The sequence below is a fragment of the Streptomyces changchenzhani genome (assembly GCF_039766235.1).
Lineage (GTDB): Bacteria > Actinomycetota > Actinomycetes > Streptomycetales > Streptomycetaceae > Streptomyces.
This window is the reverse complement of sequence record NZ_JBDHNH010000001.1, coordinates 631,863-651,355: the sequence shown is the minus strand read 5'-3', so window position 1 is coordinate 651,355 and position 19,493 is coordinate 631,863. Positions and strand designations below refer to the sequence as shown.

The following is a 19,493-nucleotide window of genomic DNA, read 5'->3' as shown; positions in this document are numbered from 1 at the left end:
CGTGGATTCCCTCCTCGTGCTCGCGCTGCCGCTCGGGATCGCCGCCGCACTCGCGCTCGGTGTCACGGTCGGCGTCCGCCCCGGCCGTGGGCGCCCCTCCCCGGCCGTCCGGCCCGCCAGCCCGTCGGGGGACGGCGAAGCCGTGGCGGCCGACCGGTCCCGCGCGTCGGTACTGGCGCTCGGCCGGGACCGGGGTTCTGCGGAGGCGCCGGGCGCGCGCTCATCGGCGTATGCGCCGCTCATCGGCAGCAGGAGCGCCCCCAGCAGGGCCCCGAGCACCGCCGGCCGGACCGCCATGCGCCGTGGGCGGAGCCTCGGAGCCATGGGACGTCGCCTCCCGTACCGGAATGCACCGGACCGCTGAGCCAGCTGATAGCCGCACTGGACGAAATATCAGACTCAGCGTCACATGCCCGCACATTTCCGGCACCCCAGGCCACACGAAAGGGGTATGAAAGGGGTCGAGAGGTCGAGAGGTGAAAGAGATTTAGAGAGACGTAGGCAGGGAAGGGCCAATCGGCTCCGGCTACCCCTGGGGCGGATTCCCCGTGGAGATCTCCAGCTCGACCGTGAGGTTCTTCGGATCCACGCTCGTGTCTTCCTTGGGGTACTGGCTGACCACGATGTCCTCACCCCAGGTGGGGTCGTCGACCTTCAGTTCCTTGATCTTCCAGCCCGCCGCCTGGAGGCACAGCTTCACCGAGCGGAGGTCCTTGTAGACAAAGCTCGGCAGCTCCACCTGGGCCGCGTCGGTGGCGGACTCCGTGCCGGGGGAGCACTCCGTGGTCTTCATGGTCCTGTCGCGGTCCGGAGGCCGGTGGCCCGGCTCGACGTCCCTGCCCGCGTCCACGGTTGCGCTCCGGCTCGGGTCGGCGCTGATGTCGGGGTCCTTCTCGTTGTTCCCGTTGAGCGCGAGCGCCGTGATCAGGCCGCCGACGGCCAGCAGCGCCACCACGACCGACCCGACGATCACCGGCATGTTCCGACCGCCGCCGCTGCCCCCGCCGTGACTGCCACCACCCTGGCCGCCCTGACCGCCGCGACCGCCCGAATTCTGCTGCATCGTGGGCGACATGGTGTACGGAGACGGCGCCTGCCCGCCCTGCTGAAGCCCGCCCTGCTGCTGCAAGCCGTGCGTCGCGTACGGCGAAGGCGCGGGGGTGTGCTGGGGTGCCTGGCTCGGGTAGCCGTATCCCGGAGTGGGCGCGGGGGTGGGCGGACCGTACGGGCTCGGCGTCGCCGGCTGGTACGGCGTCTGGACGTTGCCCTGCTGCGGGAAGCCGCCGCTCTGGTCGACCGGCGGGAAGACCGCTGCCCCGACGCCCGCGCCGCTGGTCGCCGGACCGCTGCCGCCGATGATGACGGGCGCGCCGCCGGTCTGGCCCGCGCCGGACACTCGCGCGCACTCCTCGCGCATCGCTGCGGCGCTCGGGAAACGCTCGTTCGGGTTCTTCTTCAGCGCCCGTGCGACGAGGGCGTCGATCGCGGGCGTGATGGACCTGTTGATCGTCGAAGGGGCCACCGGCTCCTCCTGGACATGCGCGTACGCGATGGCCAGCGGGGAGTCCGCGTCGAACGGCAGCCGTCCGGTGATCAGCTGGAAGAGCATGATGCCGACCGAGTAGAGGTCGCTGCGCGCGTCGACCCCGCGGCCCAGGGCCTGCTCGGGCGACAGGTACTGCGGGGTGCCGACGACCATGCCGGTCTGCGTCATCGACGTGACCCCGGACTGCATGGCACGCGCGATGCCGAAGTCCATGACCTTCACGACGTTGCGCTTGTTCATCATGACGTTGCCCGGCTTGATGTCCCGGTGGACCAGGCCCATCTCGTGGCTGGTCTCCAGCGCGGCCAGCACATCCGACGTGATCTTGAGCGCCTTGTCGGCGGGCATCGCGCCGTACTGCGTGATGTCCGACTGGAGCACGGAGCCGAGCGGCTGCCCCTCGACGTACTCCATGACGATGTACGGCATGACCTCGCCGGAGCCCTCGGTGGCGCCGGCCTCGGTCAGCGTGTCCTCGCCGGTGTCGAACACCGAGACGATGTTGGGGTGGGAGAGCTTGGCCACAGCCTGCGCCTCGCGCCGGAAGCGCTCACGGAACGACTGCTCGCGCCCCAGCTCGGTGTGCAGGGTCTTGATGGCGACCTGCCGGTCCAGCGCGGAGTCGTACGCGAGGTACACCGACGCCATGCCGCCTTCTCCGAGCAGGTCGCGCAGTTGGTACCGCCCGCCCGCGACCGAGCCGCCCGCGTAGCGGCCCTGTCCGCCGTCCTGGCTCATGACTGTGCTTCCCCCTCGGCGCGCGGCAACCCCGCGGTGATCTGTGATTTACGGGCCAAGTCTGCCCGAGGGCACTGACACGTCAAGCGAGGTGCCCGTTCCGTGACCGTACGCGCAAGAAGCGTCTCGGAAGCGTTACAGGACGGGCATGGAATTTGCTTGGGTACAGCGACAACAGGTTTGATGGCTCGCCATCTCGAAACTGAGCGTCACGCGGAGCCTGTAGCGTGACGTCGCGGTGCACCCTGAGACCAGTGCAGACCCTGAGGACCGTGCGGACCGTGCGGAGCATCAAGACGATCACCGCGGACGCGGACAGAAACGACGGCGAGGACTGATGGCCCCGGAGACCGAGGGAAGCGGCGGCGGAGTGTCGGATGCGCCGGAAGCGTGGGGCAACCACGGACTGGTCGGAGACGGCCGCTACCGGATGACGCACCGCCTCGGCCGTGGCGGCATGGCCGAGGTCTTCGCAGCCGAGGACGTACGGCTCGGCCGTACCGTCGCCGTGAAGCTGCTGCGCTCCGACCTGGCCGAGGACCCGGTGTCCAAGGCCCGGTTCACCCGTGAGGCACAGTCGGTCGCCGGCCTCAATCACCATGCCGTTGTCGCCGTGTACGACTCCGGCGAGGACCAGGTCGGTTCGGCCGTTGTCCCCTACATCGTGATGGAGCTCGTCGAGGGCCGCACCATCCGCGAGCTGCTGATGCACGCGGAGCCGCCGGGCCCCGAGCAGGCGCTGATCATCGTTTCCGGCGTGCTCGAAGCGCTCGCGTACAGCCACCAGCACGGCATCGTGCACCGTGACATCAAGCCCGCGAACGTGATCATCACGGACAGCGGCGCGGTCAAGGTCATGGACTTCGGCATCGCCCGCGCCCTGCACGGCGCGCAGGCCACGATGACGCAGACCGGCATGGTCATGGGCACGCCCCAGTACCTTTCCCCCGAGCAGGCGCTCGGCAAGGCCGTCGACCACCGCAGCGACCTGTACGCGACGGGCTGCCTGCTGTACGAACTCCTCGCCCAGCGGCCCCCGTTCACCGGTGAGACGCCGCTCTCGGTGGTCTACCAGCACGTTCAGGACATCCCCGTCCCGCCGTCCGAGATGTCGGACGTGGCGCCGCCCGAGCTCGACGGGCTCGTCATGCGCTCCCTCGCCAAGGACCCGGACGACCGGTTCCAGAGCGCGGAGGAGATGCGCGGGCTCATCCAGTACGGCCTGACGATGCTCCAGGAGCAGGGCAGCCACACCGGTACGTGGAACACCGGCCCCGTCGCGATGCACGAGGGCGGCAACACCCCCGCCGCCGGCAACTACGCGACGACCGCGCTCGGCCACCCGAACCACGGCGACACCTCGCAGCTGCGGGCCGGCGGCGGTTCGATGCTGCCGCCGATGAACCCGGACGACGGGGCGTACGACGGCAATCGCGGCGGCCGTGGCCGCAAGAGCGGCAAGGGCAAGGTGTGGATCTTCGCGGTGCTCGCGATCATCGCCATAGCCGCGGGCGTCGCGTACGCGCTGAACCAGGTGAGCAATACCGGGACCAATAGCCCGGACACGGACAAGTCGCCCTCAATCTCCAGCACCCCGTCCAAGCCGGACGAGAAGACCTCGCCGCCCCCGGACGACGAGACCTCGGCGGACACCGGCAACTCCACGTCCACCGGCGGAAACCAGCAGGACCCGACCTACAAGCCGTCGTACACGCCGTCGGACGAGCCCAGCAACACCCCGTCGCAGACGCCCAGCGGCACCCCGTCGACCCCGCCGCCGAGCACCACCGAGGGCACGACCGAGGGCACCACCGAAGGCACCACCGAGGGCACCACCGAGGGCACCACCGAGGGCAACACCAACGAAGGTGCGAACGGTGACCCCGGCACGGCCGAGGGCACCACGGAGGGCACCACGGAGGGCGCGGCCGGCGACCCCGGCACGGTCGAGGGTGGCGCCGGCGGCTGACCCGGCCGGCCGCCTCACCCCGCGAACGCCTCGCACACCGCCTCGTACTCCTTCGTCCACCACACCGCCAGGGCCGACGCCGCAGGAAACTGCGGGTCGGCCCTGCGGTCGTGCAGCTGGTAGCGCCAGCGCAGTATCCAGAAGTCGTTGAGCCGCTCCCACCACACCCGGTGTACGGCGGCGGCCAGTTCGGCCGCGTCCGCCCCCGCGGCGGACCGGTACGCGCGTGCGTAGGCGCGTACCTTCGCCAACTCCAGCTCCCCGGTGGGCCGTACGAAGAAGATCGCCGCGGCCCGCACCGCCTCCTCCGCGCGCGGCTGCACCGCGAGCCGGTCCCAGTCGACGATCGCGGCGGGCTCGGCGCCGCGATAGAGCAGATTGAGCGGATGGAAGTCGCCGTGCACCCACCCGGTGGCGGGCTCGGCGACCGGCGGGGGCCGCCGGTGGGCGTGCCGCTCCAGCAGGTCGCGGCGCTCCAGGAGACGGTGCTCGGCGAGTACGTCGAAGGCGCGGCGGGGCAGCCGGCCGCGGGCCAGCGCCAGCAGTTCGCCGATCAGCTCGTACGTGTCGGCCGGATCGGCCGGATCGGCGGGGTCGGCCGGATCGGCGGGGTCGGCCGGATCGGCGGGCACGCCCAGCCGGGCGGGCGCTCCAGGCCGGGCGGAACCCCCGGGCCGGGCGGGGCCCACCGGGCAGGCGGAACCCGCCGCCGTATCGGCGCCTGCGGGGATCCGGCACGCTTCCGCCCTCATCACCAGGTCGAGGCAGGTGTGGACGAGGCCGAGCAGCGCGCCCAGCCGCCGCGATTCCACCGTCGTGAGCTGGGCGCCGACGCGGTGCCGGCCGTCGACCCACGGGTGCAGCGCGTAGTAGCGACCCCCGATCACCGCCACGGTGCCGCCCTCGGCGTCCTCGACGGGCGGGGCGACGGGGATGCCGAGGGCCTGGAGGTGGTGGGTGGCGCGGTGCTGGCGGCTGATGGTGGCGTGGTCGCCGTCGAGGTGGTGCTTGAGGAAGAAGTCGCCCCGGGTGGTGGCGAGGCGGTAGCCGTGGTTGAGCAGGCCCTGTGCCACGGGCTCGCAGGACAGCGGCTCGCCGGTGTTCGTATAGCGGCCCAGCAGGGTGCGTACGGGCGGCAGCGGGGCCCTGGCGGACGCGGTGGAGGCTGCGGGGCATGCGGCTGCGGGCAGCGGCGCGGCGGGTGCATATGAGCGTGGCACTCGCCAGATGTTAGATCACAGCGCGTGCTCGAACTGTCGCTCCTGGGTGCTGTGCAGCGAGTGCACCGTGACGAACTGCGGTTCTATACGCATATAGACCGGATCGAAGAGCTGGCCGTCGACGTACAGCGGCCCGGAGCCGAAGAGTTCGAGCTCGGCGTTGGTCGGCTCGAAGACCTCGGCGGTGCCGGTGAATTGGACGGACCACAGCTCGTCGGCGCCGGAGTTGAAATTGTCCGCGCCGTACGCCACCACGCTGCCGTTGCAGGCCTGGTGGTGGCCGAATCCGGTGTGCATGCGCAGCAGCACCCGGCCCTCCACCACGACGTGCCTGGCGACGGCCAGGCACGGCAGGGCTCGCATGCTCGTCGCGACTCGGCCGTACGGGACGCGGCGGAGGAGTTCGATGGCGTGGAGTTCCTCGGACGGGGAAGACGCGGAAGGCATGGACTTCACTCTCCGGCACCTTCCGGGCGCCCGGAAGGGACGTAAGTCCCGAATAAAGTCCCGCAGTGATAACGATCAGGAACTCTGTGTCATCGTCTGTGTCATCGCCTACGTCATCACCTGCGTCATGATCGACTGCCTCAGCGGTGCGAGTGACTCTCCTCCGCCTGCTTGCGCGCCACATATGCGGCGGCCTGCGAGCGGCGTTCCATGCCGAGCTTGGAGAGCAGGCTGGAGACATAATTCTTGATCGTCTTCTCGGCGAGATGCAGCCGCTCGCCGATCACCCGGTTGGTCAGGCCCTCGCCGATCAGGTCCAGGATCTTGCGCTCCTGCTCGGTGAGGTTCGCGAGCCTGCTGTCGCTCTTGGGGCTGTTGCCCGAGCGCAGCCGCTCCAGGACGCGGGCGGTGGCCACCGGGTCGAGCAGCGACTTGCCGGCCGCGACGTCCCGGACGGCGTTTAGCAGCTCATTGCCGCGGATCGCCTTGAGTACGTAACCGGATGCGCCCGCCATAATTGCGTCGAAAAGGGCTTCGTCGTCGGCGTACGAGGTCAGCATCAGGCATTTGATGTCCTCGTTCTGCGAACGGACCTCGCGGCAGACCTCCACACCGCTGCCGTCGGGCAGGCGTACATCGAGAACGGCCACGTCCGGACGGGTCGCAAGGATCCTGACCAGGGCTTCTGCCGCTGTTCCCGCCTCGCCGACGACCTCGATGTCGTCCTCGACTGAGAGCAGCTCATGGACGCCCCGGCGGACGACCTCGTGGTCGTCAACCAGAAATACCTGGATTTTTCCATCTTCGCGCACGCCGTCATCCTCACACACGAACCCTTCCCGTGCCGCTGGTGCGCGGGATAACGTGCCGTTGTTCCGGCGGCCTGCAAGGCTGTGACCAGTGGTTGTTCCCGAATTCCTCGATTTACTTGGAAATCCAAGCAAAATCGCAGGTCAAAAGGGGTTTCGCAGTTATGCGAAGCACTGGGTAACGTGCCTGTGGCAGGGCGCTCGCCGGGGCACCTGTCACGCCTGTTCCCGGCCGAGTCGCACCCACCCCGTGCACAAGGACGGATACAGGCGAGCCGCACTGGTCACCGGCTACCCCGGGGGCCGGACAGACGGAGGAGCACGCACGTGACCGTGGAGAGCACTGCCGCGCGTAAGCCACGACGCAGCAGCACCAAGCGCGTCAGCGCCAAGAAAACCCAGCCCGCCGAGACCGGGACGGACCCCGAGCTCGTACAGCTGCTCACGCCCGAGGGCGTCCGGGTCGAGCACCCGGACTACGCGATCGACCTGAGCGCGGACGAGCTGCGCGCGCTGTACCGGGACATGGTCCTCACGCGTCGTTTCGACGCCGAGGCCACCTCGCTCCAGCGTCAGGGCGAGCTGGGCCTGTGGGCCTCGCTGCTCGGCCAGGAGGCCGCCCAGATCGGCTCCGCCCGCGCCCTGCGCGACGACGACTACGTCTTCCCGACGTACCGCGAGCACGGAGTCGCCTGGTGCCGTGGGGTCGACCCGACCAATCTGCTCGGCATGTTCCGTGGTGTGAACCACGGCGGCTGGGACCCGACCACCAACAATTTCCATCTGTACACGATCGTCATCGGCTCGCAGACGCTGCACGCGACCGGTTACGCGATGGGTGTCGCCAAGGACGGCGCGGACTCCGCGGTCATCGCGTACTTCGGTGACGGCGCGTCCAGCCAGGGCGATGTGGCGGAAGCTTTCACCTTCGGCGCGGTCTACAACGCCCCGGTCGTCTTCTTCTGCCAGAACAACCAGTGGGCGATCTCCGAGCCCACCGAGAAGCAGATGCGCGTCCCGCTCTACCAGCGCGCACAGGGCTACGGATTCCCCGGCGTCCGCGTCGACGGCAACGACGTCCTGGCCTGCCTGGCCGTGACCCGCTGGGCGCTGGAGCGCGCCCGCCGCGGTGAGGGGCCGACGCTGGTCGAGGCCTTCACGTACCGGATGGGCGCCCACACCACCTCCGACGACCCGACCAAGTACCGGGCGGACGAGGAGCGCGAGGCCTGGGTGGCGAAGGACCCGATCCTGCGGGTGCGTGCGTACCTGGAGAAGGAGGGCTTGGCCGACGAGGCGTACTTCGCCGGCCTTGAGGACGAGAGCGAGACGCTCGGCAAGCGGGTCCGCGAGGCGGTGCGGGCGATGCCCCAGCCCGACCAGCTGGCGATCTTCGAGAACGTCTACGCGGACGGGCACGCGCTCGTCGACGAGGAGCGCGCGCAGTTCCTCGCCTACCAGGCGTCCTTCACCGAGGGCTCTGCGTCAGATGCGTCCGATGCGTCCGAGGAGGGCAACTAACCATGGCCGCAACGAAGTTGCCTCTCGCCAAAGCGATCAACGAGTCGCTGCGCAAGGCCCTCGAAACCGACCCCAAGGTCCTGATCATGGGTGAGGACGTCGGCAAGCTCGGCGGCGTCTTCCGCGTCACCGACGGCCTCCAGAAGGACTTCGGCGAGGACCGGGTCATCGACACCCCACTCGCCGAGTCCGGCATCGTCGGCACGGCGATCGGACTGGCGCTGCGCGGCTACCGGCCGGTCGTGGAGATCCAGTTCGACGGGTTTGTCTTCCCCGCGTACGACCAGATCGTCACGCAGCTCGCGAAGATGCACGCCCGCTCGCTCGGCAAGATCAAGATGCCGGTCGTCATCCGCATTCCGTACGGCGGCGGCATCGGCGCGGTCGAGCACCACAGCGAGTCCCCCGAGGCGCTCTTCGCGCACGTCGCGGGCCTGAAGGTGGTCTCGCCGTCCAACTCGTCCGACGCGTACTGGATGATGCAGCAGGCCATCCAGAGCAACGACCCGGTGATCTTCTTCGAGCCGAAGCGGCGCTACTGGGACAAGAGCGAGGTCGACACCGAGGCCATCCCGGGCCCGCTCCACAAGGCCCGTGTCACCCGGGCGGGTTCGGATCTGACGCTCGCGGCGTACGGTCCGATGGTGAAGGTCTGCGTCGAGGCGGCGGCGGCCGCGGCCGAGGAGGGCAAGTCCCTCGAAGTCCTCGACCTGCGCACGATGTCCCCCATCGACTTCGACACGATCCAGACGTCGGTGGAGAAGACACGCCGCCTGGTGGTGGTGCACGAGGCTCCGGTCTTCTACGGTTCGGGCGCGGAGATCGCGGCCCGCATCACGGAGCGGTGCTTCTACCACCTGGAGGCGCCGGTGCTGCGGGTCGGCGGCTACCACGCCCCGTACCCGCCCGCCCGCCTGGAGGACGAGTACCTGCCGGGCCTGGACCGGGTACTCGACGCCGTCGACCGCTCGCTTGCGTACTGAGGAGAGCCGTGACGATGACTGAGACTTCCCCAACTTCCCAGACCTCCCAGCGCTTCCGTGAGTTCAAGATGCCCGACGTGGGCGAGGGACTCACCGAGGCCGAGATCCTCAAGTGGTACGTCAAGCCGGGCGACACCGTCACCGACGGCCAGGTCGTGTGCGAGGTCGAGACCGCGAAGGCGGCCGTCGAGCTCCCCATCCCGTACGACGGTGTGGTGCACGAGCTGCGCTTCGGCGAGGGCGTGACGGTCGACGTCGGCCAGGTGATCATCACCGTCGACGTGGCACCGGGCACGGCGCTGCCGGCGGCTGCTCCTGAACCGGTGGTGGCCGAGGCCGCCCCCGAGGCTGAAGCCCCCAAGGGCCGTACGCCGGTCCTGGTCGGCTACGGCGTGTCCGAGGCATCCACCAAGCGCCGCCCGCGCAAGGGCAACGGCACGGCTGTTCCGGAACAGGCGCAGCCGGCCCAGCAGGTGGCTGCCGCGATCCAGGCGGAGATGAACGGCCACGGTGCCTCCGCAGGGACTCCCGCCGGGTCCCGTCCGCTGGCCAAGCCCCCGGTCCGCAAGCTCGCCAAGGACCTGGGCATCGACCTCGCGACGATCACACCGACGGGCCCGGACGGCATCGTCACCCGCGACGACGTCCACGCGGCGGTTGTGGTGGCGCCGCAGGTGCGGCCGGCCGCCGAGCCGGTGGCAGCAACGCCGGTGGTGGTCGACGCGAATTCGATCGCACGGGAGACCCGTACCCCCATCAAGGGCGTACGCAAGGCCATCGCGACGGCCATGGTGAACAGCGCGTTCACCGCGCCGCACGTCACCGAGTTCGTCACCTTCGACGTGACGCGCACGATGAAGCTCGTCGAGGAGCTGAAGGCCGACAAGGACATGACCGGGCTGCGGGTCAACCCGCTGCTCCTCATCTCCAAGGCCCTGCTGGTCGCCATCAGGCGCAACCCGGATGTCAACGCGGCTTGGGACGAGGCGAATCAGGAGATCGTGCACAAGAGTTACGTGAACCTGGGCATCGCCGCCGCCACCCCGCGCGGCCTGATCGTCCCGAACATCAAGGACGCGCACGCCAAGACGCTGCCCGAACTGGCAGCTTCGCTGGGCGAGTTGGTGACGACGGCCCGCGACGGCAAGACGTCACCGGCGGCGATGCAGGGCGGCACGGTGACCATCACCAACGTCGGCGTCTTCGGCATCGACACCGGCACGCCGATCCTCAACCTGGGCGAGTCCGCGATCCTCGCGGTCGGTGCGATCAAGCTCCAGCCGTGGGTCCACAAGGGCAAGGTCAAGCCCCGCCAGGTGACGACCCTCGCGCTCTCCTTCGACCACCGCCTGGTGGACGGCGAGTTGGGCTCCCGGGTCCTCGCGGACGTCGCAGCGATACTGGAACAGCCGAAGCGCCTGATCACCTGGGCGTGACTGCGTGACTGCGTGACTGCGTGACTGCGTGACTGTGTGATTGCCTGGGCCTGACGGCCACACAGATGCGGCGCCGACTTTGTTCGGCGCCGCATCTGTGTTCCGGGACCGCCCTGGCCTTAGAAGCCGTAGTTCAATCGATCATGTGGCCTGGCGGTCGATCTGATGTTCCTCGCGTCGATCCCGGATAGGTGATCTTCATGGGGCGGGGCATGAAAGCAGGGCCTCTTGGAAGCGAGTGGTTGTCGAGATCACCGTTTCCAGGAGGCCCTGTTGTTCCAGTTCACCGCATCGATGGGGCCGGTGGCCAGTGGTTCGGCGCGGTCGTGTGACTGTCTCGCGCACGTGTACGGAAACGCGGCCGATCAGCCCGGCCGTGAGCGTCGGTACCCGACGGACATGACGGACGCGGAGTGGGCGCGGGTGCGCCCGTTGCTGCCGGTCCCGGCGTGGCTGGGCAAGCAGGCGGGCCGGCCGGAGTCTTATTGCCACCGGCAGATGGTCGACGCGGTGCGCTACGTCGTCGACAACGGTGTCAAGTGGCGGGCGATGCCCGCAGACTTCCCCTGCTGGGAGCGGGTGTACGCGTTCTTCCGCCGGTGGCGGGAGCAGGGGTTGATCGCGGAGTTCCACGACCGGCTGCGCGAGCAGGTGAGGGCGCGGGCGGGCAGGAACGTGGAGCCGAGCGCGGGAATCGTGGACTCACAGTCGGTGAAGGCCGCCGCCAACGTTCCGGCCGCCTCACGGGGTTACGACGGAAACAAGAAGATCAACGGGAGGCGTCGGCACATTGTGACCGACGTCCTGGGTCTGCTGCTGAGCGTCCACGTCGCCCCTGCTGACATCGGTGACCGTGACGCGTTCCAGGCCCTCCTGCCCTTCCTGAGCAAGAGATTTCACCGGCTCCGTCTCATCTGGGCCGACGGCGGCTATACCGGCCCTGTCCTCGCCGGTGCGGCGAAGGCGCTGAACATCGTGCTGGAGGTCGTCAAGCGCAGTGACGACACCAAGGGCTTCAAGATCCTTCCCCGCCGCTGGGTGGTGGAACGGTCTTTCGGCTGGCTGATGCGCTCGCGCCGTCTGGCCCGCGACTTCGAGACCACGACCGTCAGCGCCGAAGCGATGATCCTGTGGTCGATGACCATGGTCATGAGCCGTCGCCTCGCTGGCCGTCCGCGAGCGTGAACCGTCCCGCCCGCACCTCGGTCAGCCATCCACGGGCCACCATCTTCTTCGCCTTCGACCGCACCCCCTCCACCTTCGCCGGCACCAACTCCAGGCCCAGCCCACCGGCGATCTCCCTGCAGATCATCGACCGGTCACCATCCGCCCCGCCGGCCTCCCGGCCGACCAGAACACCGATGATGCGCTGATAGTCCGGCGGGAGCGCGGAGGCCGACAGGTCCGCCCGCCATTGCGGCACCATCGAACCCGACACCGTCACCGACGGGTCGGGCCGCGACTCCCCTCCCACCTCGACCGCCACGGACCCGTGGTCCACGCTCAAGGCGTCATCGAGCTCTTCCAACGCGACGACCTTCCGTTCCCAGAACGTCTCGGCCTCCCGCAGCGCGGCCAGGACCCGCTCGGCCTCCTCGCGCAGCAGTTCCACCCGCTGCCTCGCCGCACGTTCCCGCTCCTCGAACAGCCCTTTCACCGACGGCATCCCCGCACCTCCACGCTCGGACAATCATGACGCCCGAACCCTTCCGCGCTCAGCCCACTTCATACCTGACCAGCGGAAACGCAACCCTCAAGACCCTTTTAGCAACAGCTTCTTAGCGTGAGCTTCGCGCCAGGCGAAAGACTTCACCTCTCGGTTGCTTCACCCAACAGTGGTGACCATGCTGAATCGAGTAGCCGTCCTGTCCGATATTCATGGAGTCCTGCCGGCCCTGGAGGCCGTGCTTGCCGAACCAGACGTCAACAGTGCCGATCACATCGTGCTGACCGGCGACATCACCGCTGGCCCGCAGCCGACCCAGGTTCTTGACCTGCTGATCGGTCTCGGCGAGCGTGTCGTCTGGATCAGCGGCAATGCCGACCGCGAACTCCTCGAATACCGCCGGGGGCAACGCTCCACGATCCCCGACCCGATCGCACCCTGGGCAGCCGAACAGCTCCGTGACGACCACCTCGACCACCTCGGCTCGCTGCCACGATCACGGTGCCTGTCCGTGCGTGGCTTGGGGAAGGTGCTGTTCTGCCACGCCACACCCCGCGACGATGAAGAGGTCGTCGTGGTCGACTCTTCCCTCGACCGCTGGAAGGAAGTCTTCAGCGGGCTCGACACCGACATCCGCACCGTGGTCTGCGGCCACACCCACATGCCGTTCGTCCGCCTCGCCCACGGCCGCCTTGTCGTCAACCCCGGCAGCGTAGGCATGCCCTATGGAAGGACCGGAGCCCACTGGGCCGTCGTGGGCCCCGGCGTCGAACTGCGCACCACGCACTTCGACGTCGAGGCTGCCGCGATACAGGTCACCGAGGACTCGTCCTACCCCGAAAGTGCCGAGTGGGCCGACTATTTCCTGCATGCTCGCGCGACCGACGCAGACGCCCTCGAAGCCTTCGCCCCGAGGGACGGACGCGACCGCACACGGTGACGCCTGTCCGTTCACGTGTGTGCTCGATCGGACAGGTGCGGGGCGCGAGCGGGTCCGCCGAGTGCCCGTACGGTGGCACACGCTCGATGAGTACGACGGTCAGTCGATGCCGAGCAGCCGGTCGAACTCGGTGTAGTCACGGCCTCCGGGCACGAGGTCCAGCTCCGCCCAAACCGTCTTGCCCACGGTGAGAGGCTCCACGCCCCACCGGGCCGCGAGCGCCGCGACGATGGTGAGGCCGCGCCCAAACTGCTCGTCGTCCAGCGCGTGGCGCGGCTGCGGGTGGCGTTCGCCGCGCGGGTCGGTGACGGCGATACGTAACGCCTTCTCCAGCACGCCGACCTCGACCCGGAACAGTCGGTCCCGCAGGCACCCGTGCAGCAGCGCGTTCGCCGCGAGTTCTCCGGCGATGAGCGCGGCGTCCCCGGCGAGCGCGGGATGCCCCCACGTTGCTACGACGTGCGCTACGCGGCGGCGGGCGACGGAGACGTTCTGGGTGTACGGGACGTAGCTGACGACGTCGGACGGGCTCGCGCTGGTCATGGACGCGTACCTCCTTGTGCGGGCCTTGCGCCGCAACGGTGTTGGCGGTGTCCCTGCCGCGTTCCGCGCAGCGCGGAGCGGTGCACTTCCGCCGTACGGCTCCGCTCGGTGAGCGGGTGCGTACCGAAGGTAGCGATGTGGTTCTCTGTTGCGCAAGCTCTACTTGCATAGAATTCTCTCAGCACTGAAGTTGTGACGGCTGTCTGTGAAGAAGCAAACTGTGGCAACTCATCAGGAGGCAGGGGCGGATGACTGGCGCGAATCCAGATCGTGGAGTTTCGGTGTCGACGGTTCTAGGCCGTCGCCTCGGCGGTGAACTGCTGCGGATGCGTGAAGGGCGCGGGTTGCGGCAAGCCGCGGCAGCGGAAGCGCTGACCGCTTCGGTGGCCAAGGTCGCGAAGATGGAGCGCGGGCTCGTGCCGATGCGGGACCCGGATATTCGGGCGCTGTGCCACCTCTACGAGGAGCGGGACGAGCGGGTCATAGGCCGACTGCTGGAGCTGGCCAAGACGGACCGGGACCGCCGCAAGGCGAACGGCTGGTGGAAGCAGTACCCGGAGCTGCGCTCGATGATGGAGTACGTGGCGCTTGAGGACATCGCCACGAGCATCCGCACATGGCAACTGGCCATCATGCCAGGGCTGTTGCAGACGTCGGACTACGCCACGGCGCTTGCTGTGGGAGACGGTGGCTGGAGCGACCTTGCGGACATCGATCCGTTTGTCGAGTCACGGATGGCGCGGCAGGCGCGGCTGAGTGGAGAGAAACCACTCCAACTCTGGAGCGTTCTGCACGAGGGGGCGTTGCGCCAACTCGTCGGCGGCCGGACCGTTATGAAGGACCAGATCGGCCACTTGCTGGACGTGGCACGCAAGCCCACCATCCGTCTTCAGATCGTGCCGTCCTTGGCGGGTGCGCACCCGGGGATGACCAGCGCGTTCACCATCGTCTCGTTCGCCGAGCCCAGCGCCATGGATGTAGTGCACATGGATACCACCTCGACTACGCTCTGGCTGGAGTCAGAAGAGGACGCGCGTCGTCACAACGCCATCTTCGACCGCATCACGCGGCAGGGGCTTTCGCAGGGCAAGTCCCTCGCGCTGATGGAACAGATCCGTAAGGAGCTTTGAGGCATGGAGACGTTCGACTTCGTGAAGTCCAGCCACAGCGGTGGCGGACCGGAGCAGGAGTGCGTCGAAGTCGCCCTGAATATCCCCCGGACTGTCGCCGTGCGCGACTCCAAGGATCGGTCCGGTCCGTTGATCCATTTTGCTCCCGCCGTCTGGTCCGTGTTCCAGCGGCATATCGCCCTAACGCCAGTAAGAGGATGATCTGGTGCCGGCGCAGGAATTTCGCTTCCGCAAGTCCAGTCACAGTGGGGGCAATTCCGGTCAGGAGTGCGTCGAAGTCGCTCTCAACGTGCCTGGCACCGTCGCCGTACGCGACTCCAGGAACCTGACCCGTTCGTTGATCCGGCTCAAGCCCGCCACCTGGTCCGTGTTCCAACGGCACATCGCCCAAGCGCCGACGAGGGGATGATCCAGTGCGTGAATTCCGCTTCATCAAGTCCAGCTACAGCGCAACCGCCAGCGAGTGCGTCGAGGTAGCCCGCAACATCCCCGGCACCGTAGCCGTACGCGACTCAAAGCGTCCCGCCGGCCCCCTGGTCCTCCTCACGCCCGCCGCATGGGCCGCTTTCGGGGCCCATATTGCGGCGGGGATGCGCTGAGGCACGGTCGGTCCAGGGGGCTGCGGTTGCAAAGCTCACCCGCCGTTCACGACAGCTTCGGCATCTCGCCCTTCGTCGTCGTGAGGTCGATCACCGAGAACGCCGCGCCCGTCGGGTCGGTGACCGCCGCGAATCGGCCGAACGGGCTGTCCATCGGCCCGAACCGCAGCGTCCCGCCGCGCTTCGTCGCCTTCTCGACCGCCGCGTCGCAGTCATCGACCGCGAAGTACACCATGACGAAGGACGGGACCTCCGGCGGGAAGTCGTCCGTCATCGCCATCCGGCCCAGGACGGTCGCGTCGCCTACGTCGAAGAGCTTGAAGTCGATGGCGTCGTCCACCATCCGCCGCGCCGTGTAGGGGAAGACGGCGGGGAAGAACGTGTCCGTCTTCGCCGGGTCGCGGGTGAAGACCTCGGACCAGGCGTACGCGCCCGTCTCGCCGGTCGCGTCGAAGCCCTCGTGGGTGTCCGCCTGCCAGACGCCGAAGACCGCGCCGCCGGGATCGCGGGCGAGCAGCATCGTGCCGAAGTCACCGACCTGCATCGGGTCCAGCAGCACTTCGCCGCCGTTGTCGCGGACCTTCTGGGCGGTGGCGGCGGCGTCCGGCGATGCGAGGTACAGGCACCAGCCCGACGGGCTGTCGTCCTGTCCGGGCATGGGGGGTGCGACGGCGGCCACGGCCTTGCCGTTCGAGTACGCCTGCGTGTAGTTGCCGAACTCCGGCGAACTCTCGCCGAAGGTCCAGCCCAGTACGTCGCCGTAGAAGCTCTTCGCGGCTTCCATGTCGGCGAAGGTGGCGTCGGCCCAACAGGGCGTTCCTTCTGTCTGTACGGCCATGACTCTGACTCTTCCCGGTTGAAGTTTTGTCCTGCTTTCACGGTAGTCAGGTAAGGGCCGACCTGCACGGGGAAAGTGGGTAAAACGGTCATGGCGGCAGGTGCCCCGGCCCGTTCCCCGGCTCGCTCCCCGACCCACTCTCCGCCCACCCCGTTCCGCGATGCGGACAGGGCTTTCTGTTGCACCTGTGTTGTATCTATGCTGTGCGCATGCCTGCCGCACCCCCCGCCGTCCCCCGTTCCCCCGCCTCTCACCCTGCCAAGCGGCGCCCCGCCAAGCAGCCGCCCGCCGCCGAGCGCGTCTACGCGTACATCAAGCGCGCGGTGCTCGACCGCCGCTACGAGGGCGGCACCCTGCTCACCGAGGGGGATCTCGCTGACGCCGTCGGGGTGTCCAGGACGCCCGTGCGCGAGGCACTGCTGCGGCTTGAGGTGGAGGGGCTGATCAAGCTTTATCCCAAGAAGGGCGCCCTCGTGCTCGCCGTGTCGGCGCAGGAGATCGCCGATGTCGTCGAGACCCGGCTGCTGGTCGAGGAATTCGCCGTGCGGCGCGTCATGCCCGCGTCCCCCGCGCTGATCGCACGGCTGGAAGAGCTGCTGGAAGTGCAGCGACAACGTGCGCGGGAAGGGGACCTGGCCGAGGTCGCCGTGTCCGACCGGTGCTTCCACGCCGAGATCGTGCGGCACGCCGGGAATCAGATCCTGATGCGGCTGTACGACCAGCTACGTGACCGGCAGCTGCGTATGGGCGTCACCATCATGGAGGCGCACCCCGACCGCATCGCCAAGAACATCACCGAGCACGCCGAGCTCCTCGACGCCATCCGCGCCGGTGACGAGGAAGGCGCCGCCCAGTGCGTGCGTCGGCACGTCAGCCGGGTCCGGGTGCTGGTCAGGGGCGACGACCGATGAGTGCGCCGGTCTCGCTGCCGGGTGATCCGCCCGGCGGCCGGCGCGCCGCCGCGATGTGGGGCATCGGCGTCGCCGTGTACTTCGTCGCGGTCAGCTTCCGTACGAGCCTGGGCGTGGCGGGCCTCGACGCCGCCGACCGGTTCGACGTCAACGCGTCCGCGCTGTCGACGTTCTCGATCGTGCAGCTCCTCGTGTACGCGGGCATGCAGATACCGGTCGGGCTCATGGTCGACCGGTGGGGGACCAAGAAGATCCTGACCCTGGGCGTGGTGCTGTTCACCGTCGGCCAGCTCGGCTTCGCCCTGTCCCCCTCCTACGGCACCGCGCTGGCCGCCCGCGCGCTGCTCGGCTGCGGCGACGCGATGACGTTCATCGCCGTGCTGCGGCTCGGCACCCGCTGGTTCCCCGCCCGGCGCGGCCCGCTGATCGCGCAGGTCGCGGCCCTGTGCGGGATGGCGGGCAACCTCGTCTCCACGCTGGTCTTCGCCCGGATGCTGCACGGCGTGGGCTGGACGGCGACCTTCGCCGGCAGCTCGCTGGCCGGGGTGCTCGTGCTCGTACTCCTGACGCTGTTCCTCAAGGACCACCCCGAGGGGCACGCGCCCGCGCCCGCCGAGCACGCGGGTGGCGCGTACGTCCGCAAGCAGATCGCGGCCTCCTGGCGCGAGCCGGGGACGCGGCTCGGGATGTGGGTGCACTTCACCACGCAGTTCCCGGCGATGGTGTTCCTGCTGCTGTGGGGGATGCCGTTCCTGGTGGAGGCGCAGGGTCTTTCGCGGGTCACGGCCGGTGAGCTGCTGACGCTCGTGGTGCTGTCCAGCATGGCTCTCGGGCTGGTCTTCGGGCAGGTCATCGCCCGCCGCCACGAGGCCCGCGGCCCGCTCGCCCTGGGCACTGTCGGGGCGACCGCCCTGCTGTGGGCGGTCACCCTCGCGTACCCCGGTGACCATGCGCCGATGTGGCTGCTGATCACACTGTGCGCGGTGCTCGGCGCGTGCGGTCCCGCGTCGATGATCGGCTTCGACTTCGCCCGCCCGGCCAACCCGCCGCACCGCCAGGGCACCGCGTCCGGGATCGTCAACATGGGCGGTTTCACCGCCTCGATGACGACGCTGCTCGCGGTGGGGCTGCTGCTCGACGCCACCGGCGACAACTACCGGATCGCGTTCGCGTCCGTCTTCGTGCTTGAGGCGCTGGGGATCGTGCAGATCCTGCGCCTGCGCAAGCGGACGGCCCGCCGCGAGCGGGACCATCTGGTCGCCAGCCGCGTCGAGGCGGTGCACGTCCCTGTGTAGTGGGGCGTTACAGCGTTACAGCGTTACGGCGTCACTGCGAACGCCCGCAGGATCGTGTCTGCCAGGTCGTGGTCGCCCTCGACCTTGATCCGGTCGGCGACCGTTTCGTAACGCACCCGGCCGCAGGCCAGCCGTACGTACGTCTCCCAGTCCAGCGCGATCGTGGCCAGCGGGCCCAGCGACGGCGCGCCGTCCACCGTGCCGCGGCCCTGGGCGTCCACGCGGACCGTGCGCATGAATTCGAGCGGGCCGTGCACATCGACGACGATCGCCGAGTTCGCCGGGGCGCCGGCGTCCTTCGCGACGACCCGCGCCAGGCCCTGCAACAACACGTCGCGGGTGATGAACGCGCCGGGGGAGTCCAGGTTGCCCGGCATGCCGAGCGTCGCCCGCAGGTCCTGCTCGTGCACCCAGATGTCGAACGCCCGCATCCGCATGGCCAGTTCGAGGGTCTGCTCGGTACCGAGCGGGGCGCGGACCTTGGTGTCCGGGGAGCGGGTCTCGTTACGGAGCTGGCGTGCGCGCCGGATGATCGTGTACTCCAGCTCGGAGGTCATCTCGGGCGCCGTGTGGTGGCGCCGCACATCGACCTGCATCTCCGTGTACCTGGCGAACTCCGAGGTCACATGGAAGAGATCGCGCGGCAGCGTGTGGATCGGGCGCGGATCGCCGAGCATCTCGGACTCCATGCCGATGACATGGGAGACGATGTCGCGCACCGACCAGCCGGGGCACGGTGTGCGGCGGTTCCACTCGCCTTCGACGAGCGGAGTCACCAGCTCGGATATGGCTTCGACGGAGTGGGTCCAGGCGTCTGCGTAGGTCTGGAGGCTGGGATGGACGGTCACGGGACCCCTCGTGCGGTTCAGTGGCGGTGGAGCGGGCTGGGCTGCGGCGGTTGG

Annotated in this window: 21 protein-coding genes; 13 read left to right on the top strand and 8 right to left on the bottom strand. The window is 68.9% G+C overall.

Features of this window, described 5'->3' with window-relative positions; all coding sequences use genetic code 11:
* Nucleotide 1: 1 nt before the first annotated feature.
* Complete coding sequence (locus tag ABCR94_RS03200) at nt 2-364, top strand: hypothetical protein (protein WP_347117408.1); 363 nt, start codon at nt 2-4, stop codon at nt 362-364.
* A 162-nt stretch (nt 365-526) separates the two neighbouring features.
* On the opposite strand, the gene ABCR94_RS03195 is transcribed toward ABCR94_RS03200, so the two are convergent.
* Nucleotides 527-2,284, bottom strand: coding sequence for a protein kinase domain-containing protein (locus tag ABCR94_RS03195; RefSeq protein WP_347117407.1), 1,758 nt, complete (start codon nt 2,282-2,284; stop codon nt 527-529).
* Nucleotides 2,285-2,621: 337 nt separating this feature from the next.
* Between ABCR94_RS03195 and ABCR94_RS03190 the strand changes: the two genes are divergently transcribed.
* On the top strand, nt 2,622-4,253 hold the full coding sequence (locus tag ABCR94_RS03190; protein ID WP_347117406.1) for a protein kinase domain-containing protein: 1,632 nt from the start codon (nt 2,622-2,624) through the stop codon (nt 4,251-4,253).
* A 14-nt stretch (nt 4,254-4,267) separates the two neighbouring features.
* On the opposite strand, the gene ABCR94_RS03185 is transcribed toward ABCR94_RS03190, so the two are convergent.
* The 3 genes from ABCR94_RS03185 to ABCR94_RS03175 all read right to left on the bottom strand — a co-directional run bounded on the left by ABCR94_RS03185 (nt 4,268) and on the right by ABCR94_RS03175 (nt 6,732).
* The gene (locus ABCR94_RS03185; protein ID WP_521976441.1) at nt 4,268-5,443 is read right to left on the bottom strand and encodes a phosphotransferase; all 1,176 of its coding nucleotides are present in this window, start codon (nt 5,441-5,443) and stop codon (nt 4,268-4,270) included.
* A gap of 45 nt (nt 5,444-5,488) precedes the next feature.
* Entirely contained in the window at nt 5,489-5,920 is a 432-nt protein-coding gene (locus ABCR94_RS03180; RefSeq protein WP_347117405.1) for a pyridoxamine 5'-phosphate oxidase family protein, read from the bottom strand.
* 140 nt (nt 5,921-6,060) lie between these two features.
* A complete protein-coding gene (locus tag ABCR94_RS03175; RefSeq protein ID WP_347117404.1) occupies nt 6,061-6,732 on the bottom strand; it encodes a response regulator in 672 nt (223 codons plus the stop codon).
* 324 nt (nt 6,733-7,056) lie between these two features.
* On the opposite strand from ABCR94_RS03175, the gene pdhA reads away from it, so the two are divergent.
* The 4 genes from pdhA to ABCR94_RS03155 all read left to right on the top strand — a co-directional run bounded on the left by pdhA (nt 7,057) and on the right by ABCR94_RS03155 (nt 11,854).
* On the top strand, nt 7,057-8,250 hold the full coding sequence (gene pdhA / locus ABCR94_RS03170; RefSeq protein WP_347117403.1) for a pyruvate dehydrogenase (acetyl-transferring) E1 component subunit alpha: 1,194 nt from the start codon (nt 7,057-7,059) through the stop codon (nt 8,248-8,250).
* A 2-nt stretch (nt 8,251-8,252) separates the two neighbouring features.
* Entirely contained in the window at nt 8,253-9,233 is a 981-nt protein-coding gene (locus tag ABCR94_RS03165) for an alpha-ketoacid dehydrogenase subunit beta (protein WP_347117402.1), read from the top strand.
* A gap of 14 nt (nt 9,234-9,247) precedes the next feature.
* Nucleotides 9,248-10,669: a dihydrolipoamide acetyltransferase family protein gene (locus ABCR94_RS03160; RefSeq protein WP_347117401.1), complete on the top strand. Its 1,422-nt coding sequence runs from the start codon at nt 9,248-9,250 to the stop codon at nt 10,667-10,669.
* A gap of 399 nt (nt 10,670-11,068) precedes the next feature.
* On the top strand, nt 11,069-11,854 hold the full coding sequence (locus tag ABCR94_RS03155; protein ID WP_347117076.1) for an IS5 family transposase: 786 nt from the start codon (nt 11,069-11,071) through the stop codon (nt 11,852-11,854).
* Here the strand turns inward: ABCR94_RS03155 and ABCR94_RS03150 are convergent.
* Complete coding sequence (locus ABCR94_RS03150) at nt 11,817-12,335, bottom strand: zinc ribbon domain-containing protein (RefSeq protein ID WP_347117077.1); 519 nt, start codon at nt 12,333-12,335, stop codon at nt 11,817-11,819. The two genes, ABCR94_RS03155 and ABCR94_RS03150, sit on opposite strands and share 38 nt — an antisense overlap.
* A gap of 178 nt (nt 12,336-12,513) precedes the next feature.
* On the opposite strand from ABCR94_RS03150, the gene ABCR94_RS03145 reads away from it, so the two are divergent.
* Nucleotides 12,514-13,275: a metallophosphoesterase family protein gene (locus ABCR94_RS03145; protein ID WP_347117400.1), complete on the top strand. Its 762-nt coding sequence runs from the start codon at nt 12,514-12,516 to the stop codon at nt 13,273-13,275.
* Between the two features lie 99 nt (nt 13,276-13,374).
* Here the strand turns inward: ABCR94_RS03145 and ABCR94_RS03140 are convergent, their stop codons facing one another.
* Complete coding sequence (locus ABCR94_RS03140) at nt 13,375-13,818, bottom strand: ATP-binding protein (protein WP_347117399.1); 444 nt, start codon at nt 13,816-13,818, stop codon at nt 13,375-13,377.
* A 248-nt stretch (nt 13,819-14,066) separates the two neighbouring features.
* On the opposite strand from ABCR94_RS03140, the gene ABCR94_RS03135 reads away from it, so the two are divergent.
* The 4 genes from ABCR94_RS03135 to ABCR94_RS03120 are packed head-to-tail and all read left to right on the top strand — an operon-like array spanning nt 14,067 to nt 15,547.
* Nucleotides 14,067-14,948, top strand: coding sequence for a helix-turn-helix domain-containing protein (locus ABCR94_RS03135; RefSeq protein ID WP_347117398.1), 882 nt, complete (start codon nt 14,067-14,069; stop codon nt 14,946-14,948).
* 3 nt (nt 14,949-14,951) lie between these two features.
* A complete protein-coding gene (locus ABCR94_RS03130) occupies nt 14,952-15,149 on the top strand; it encodes a DUF397 domain-containing protein (protein WP_347117397.1) in 198 nt (65 codons plus the stop codon).
* Between the two features lie 4 nt (nt 15,150-15,153).
* On the top strand, nt 15,154-15,357 hold the full coding sequence (locus tag ABCR94_RS03125; RefSeq protein ID WP_347117396.1) for a DUF397 domain-containing protein: 204 nt from the start codon (nt 15,154-15,156) through the stop codon (nt 15,355-15,357).
* Nucleotides 15,358-15,361: 4 nt separating this feature from the next.
* Nucleotides 15,362-15,547 (top strand): DUF397 domain-containing protein, encoded by a 186-nt coding sequence (locus ABCR94_RS03120; protein WP_347117395.1) that lies wholly within the window; start codon nt 15,362-15,364, stop codon nt 15,545-15,547.
* Nucleotides 15,548-15,593: 46 nt separating this feature from the next.
* Here the strand turns inward: ABCR94_RS03120 and ABCR94_RS03115 are convergent, their stop codons facing one another.
* A complete protein-coding gene (locus tag ABCR94_RS03115; protein WP_347117394.1) occupies nt 15,594-16,385 on the bottom strand; it encodes a VOC family protein in 792 nt (263 codons plus the stop codon).
* A gap of 209 nt (nt 16,386-16,594) precedes the next feature.
* On the opposite strand from ABCR94_RS03115, the gene ABCR94_RS03110 reads away from it, so the two are divergent.
* Both ABCR94_RS03110 and ABCR94_RS03105 read left to right on the top strand, forming a co-directional pair.
* Nucleotides 16,595-17,296: a GntR family transcriptional regulator gene (locus ABCR94_RS03110; RefSeq protein ID WP_347117393.1), complete on the top strand. Its 702-nt coding sequence runs from the start codon at nt 16,595-16,597 to the stop codon at nt 17,294-17,296.
* Nucleotides 17,293-18,591, top strand: coding sequence for an MFS transporter (locus ABCR94_RS03105; RefSeq protein WP_347117392.1), 1,299 nt, complete (start codon nt 17,293-17,295; stop codon nt 18,589-18,591). Before ABCR94_RS03110 ends, ABCR94_RS03105 begins: the two co-directional genes overlap by 4 nt.
* Nucleotides 18,592-18,614: 23 nt before the next feature.
* On the opposite strand, the gene ABCR94_RS03100 is transcribed toward ABCR94_RS03105, so the two are convergent.
* Complete coding sequence (locus ABCR94_RS03100) at nt 18,615-19,439, bottom strand: maleylpyruvate isomerase family mycothiol-dependent enzyme (RefSeq protein ID WP_347117391.1); 825 nt, start codon at nt 19,437-19,439, stop codon at nt 18,615-18,617.
* Nucleotides 19,440-19,493: the final 54 nt, after the last annotated feature.

Excerpts from the sequence above, each read along its gene's own strand:
- ABCR94_RS03195 (WP_347117407.1), bottom strand. The coding sequence starts at position 2,284 with ATGAGCCAGGACGGCGGACAGGGCCGCTACGCGGGCGGCTCGGTCGCG.
- ABCR94_RS03190 (WP_347117406.1), top strand. The coding sequence starts at position 2,622 with ATGGCCCCGGAGACCGAGGGAAGCGGCGGCGGAGTGTCGGATGCGCCG.
- ABCR94_RS03180 (WP_347117405.1), bottom strand. The coding sequence starts at position 5,920 with ATGCCTTCCGCGTCTTCCCCGTCCGAGGAACTCCACGCCATCGAACTC.
- ABCR94_RS03165 (WP_347117402.1), top strand. The coding sequence starts at position 8,253 with ATGGCCGCAACGAAGTTGCCTCTCGCCAAAGCGATCAACGAGTCGCTG.
- ABCR94_RS03160 (WP_347117401.1), top strand. The coding sequence starts at position 9,248 with ATGACTGAGACTTCCCCAACTTCCCAGACCTCCCAGCGCTTCCGTGAG.
- ABCR94_RS03155 (WP_347117076.1), top strand. The coding sequence starts at position 11,069 with ATGACGGACGCGGAGTGGGCGCGGGTGCGCCCGTTGCTGCCGGTCCCG.
- ABCR94_RS03150 (WP_347117077.1), bottom strand. The coding sequence starts at position 12,335 with ATGCCGTCGGTGAAAGGGCTGTTCGAGGAGCGGGAACGTGCGGCGAGG.
- ABCR94_RS03145 (WP_347117400.1), top strand. The coding sequence starts at position 12,514 with ATGCTGAATCGAGTAGCCGTCCTGTCCGATATTCATGGAGTCCTGCCG.
- ABCR94_RS03140 (WP_347117399.1), bottom strand. The coding sequence starts at position 13,818 with ATGACCAGCGCGAGCCCGTCCGACGTCGTCAGCTACGTCCCGTACACC.
- ABCR94_RS03135 (WP_347117398.1), top strand. The coding sequence starts at position 14,067 with ATGACTGGCGCGAATCCAGATCGTGGAGTTTCGGTGTCGACGGTTCTA.
- ABCR94_RS03130 (WP_347117397.1), top strand. The coding sequence starts at position 14,952 with ATGGAGACGTTCGACTTCGTGAAGTCCAGCCACAGCGGTGGCGGACCG.
- ABCR94_RS03115 (WP_347117394.1), bottom strand. The coding sequence starts at position 16,385 with ATGGCCGTACAGACAGAAGGAACGCCCTGTTGGGCCGACGCCACCTTC.
- ABCR94_RS03110 (WP_347117393.1), top strand. The coding sequence starts at position 16,595 with ATGCCTGCCGCACCCCCCGCCGTCCCCCGTTCCCCCGCCTCTCACCCT.
- ABCR94_RS03105 (WP_347117392.1), top strand. The coding sequence starts at position 17,293 with ATGAGTGCGCCGGTCTCGCTGCCGGGTGATCCGCCCGGCGGCCGGCGC.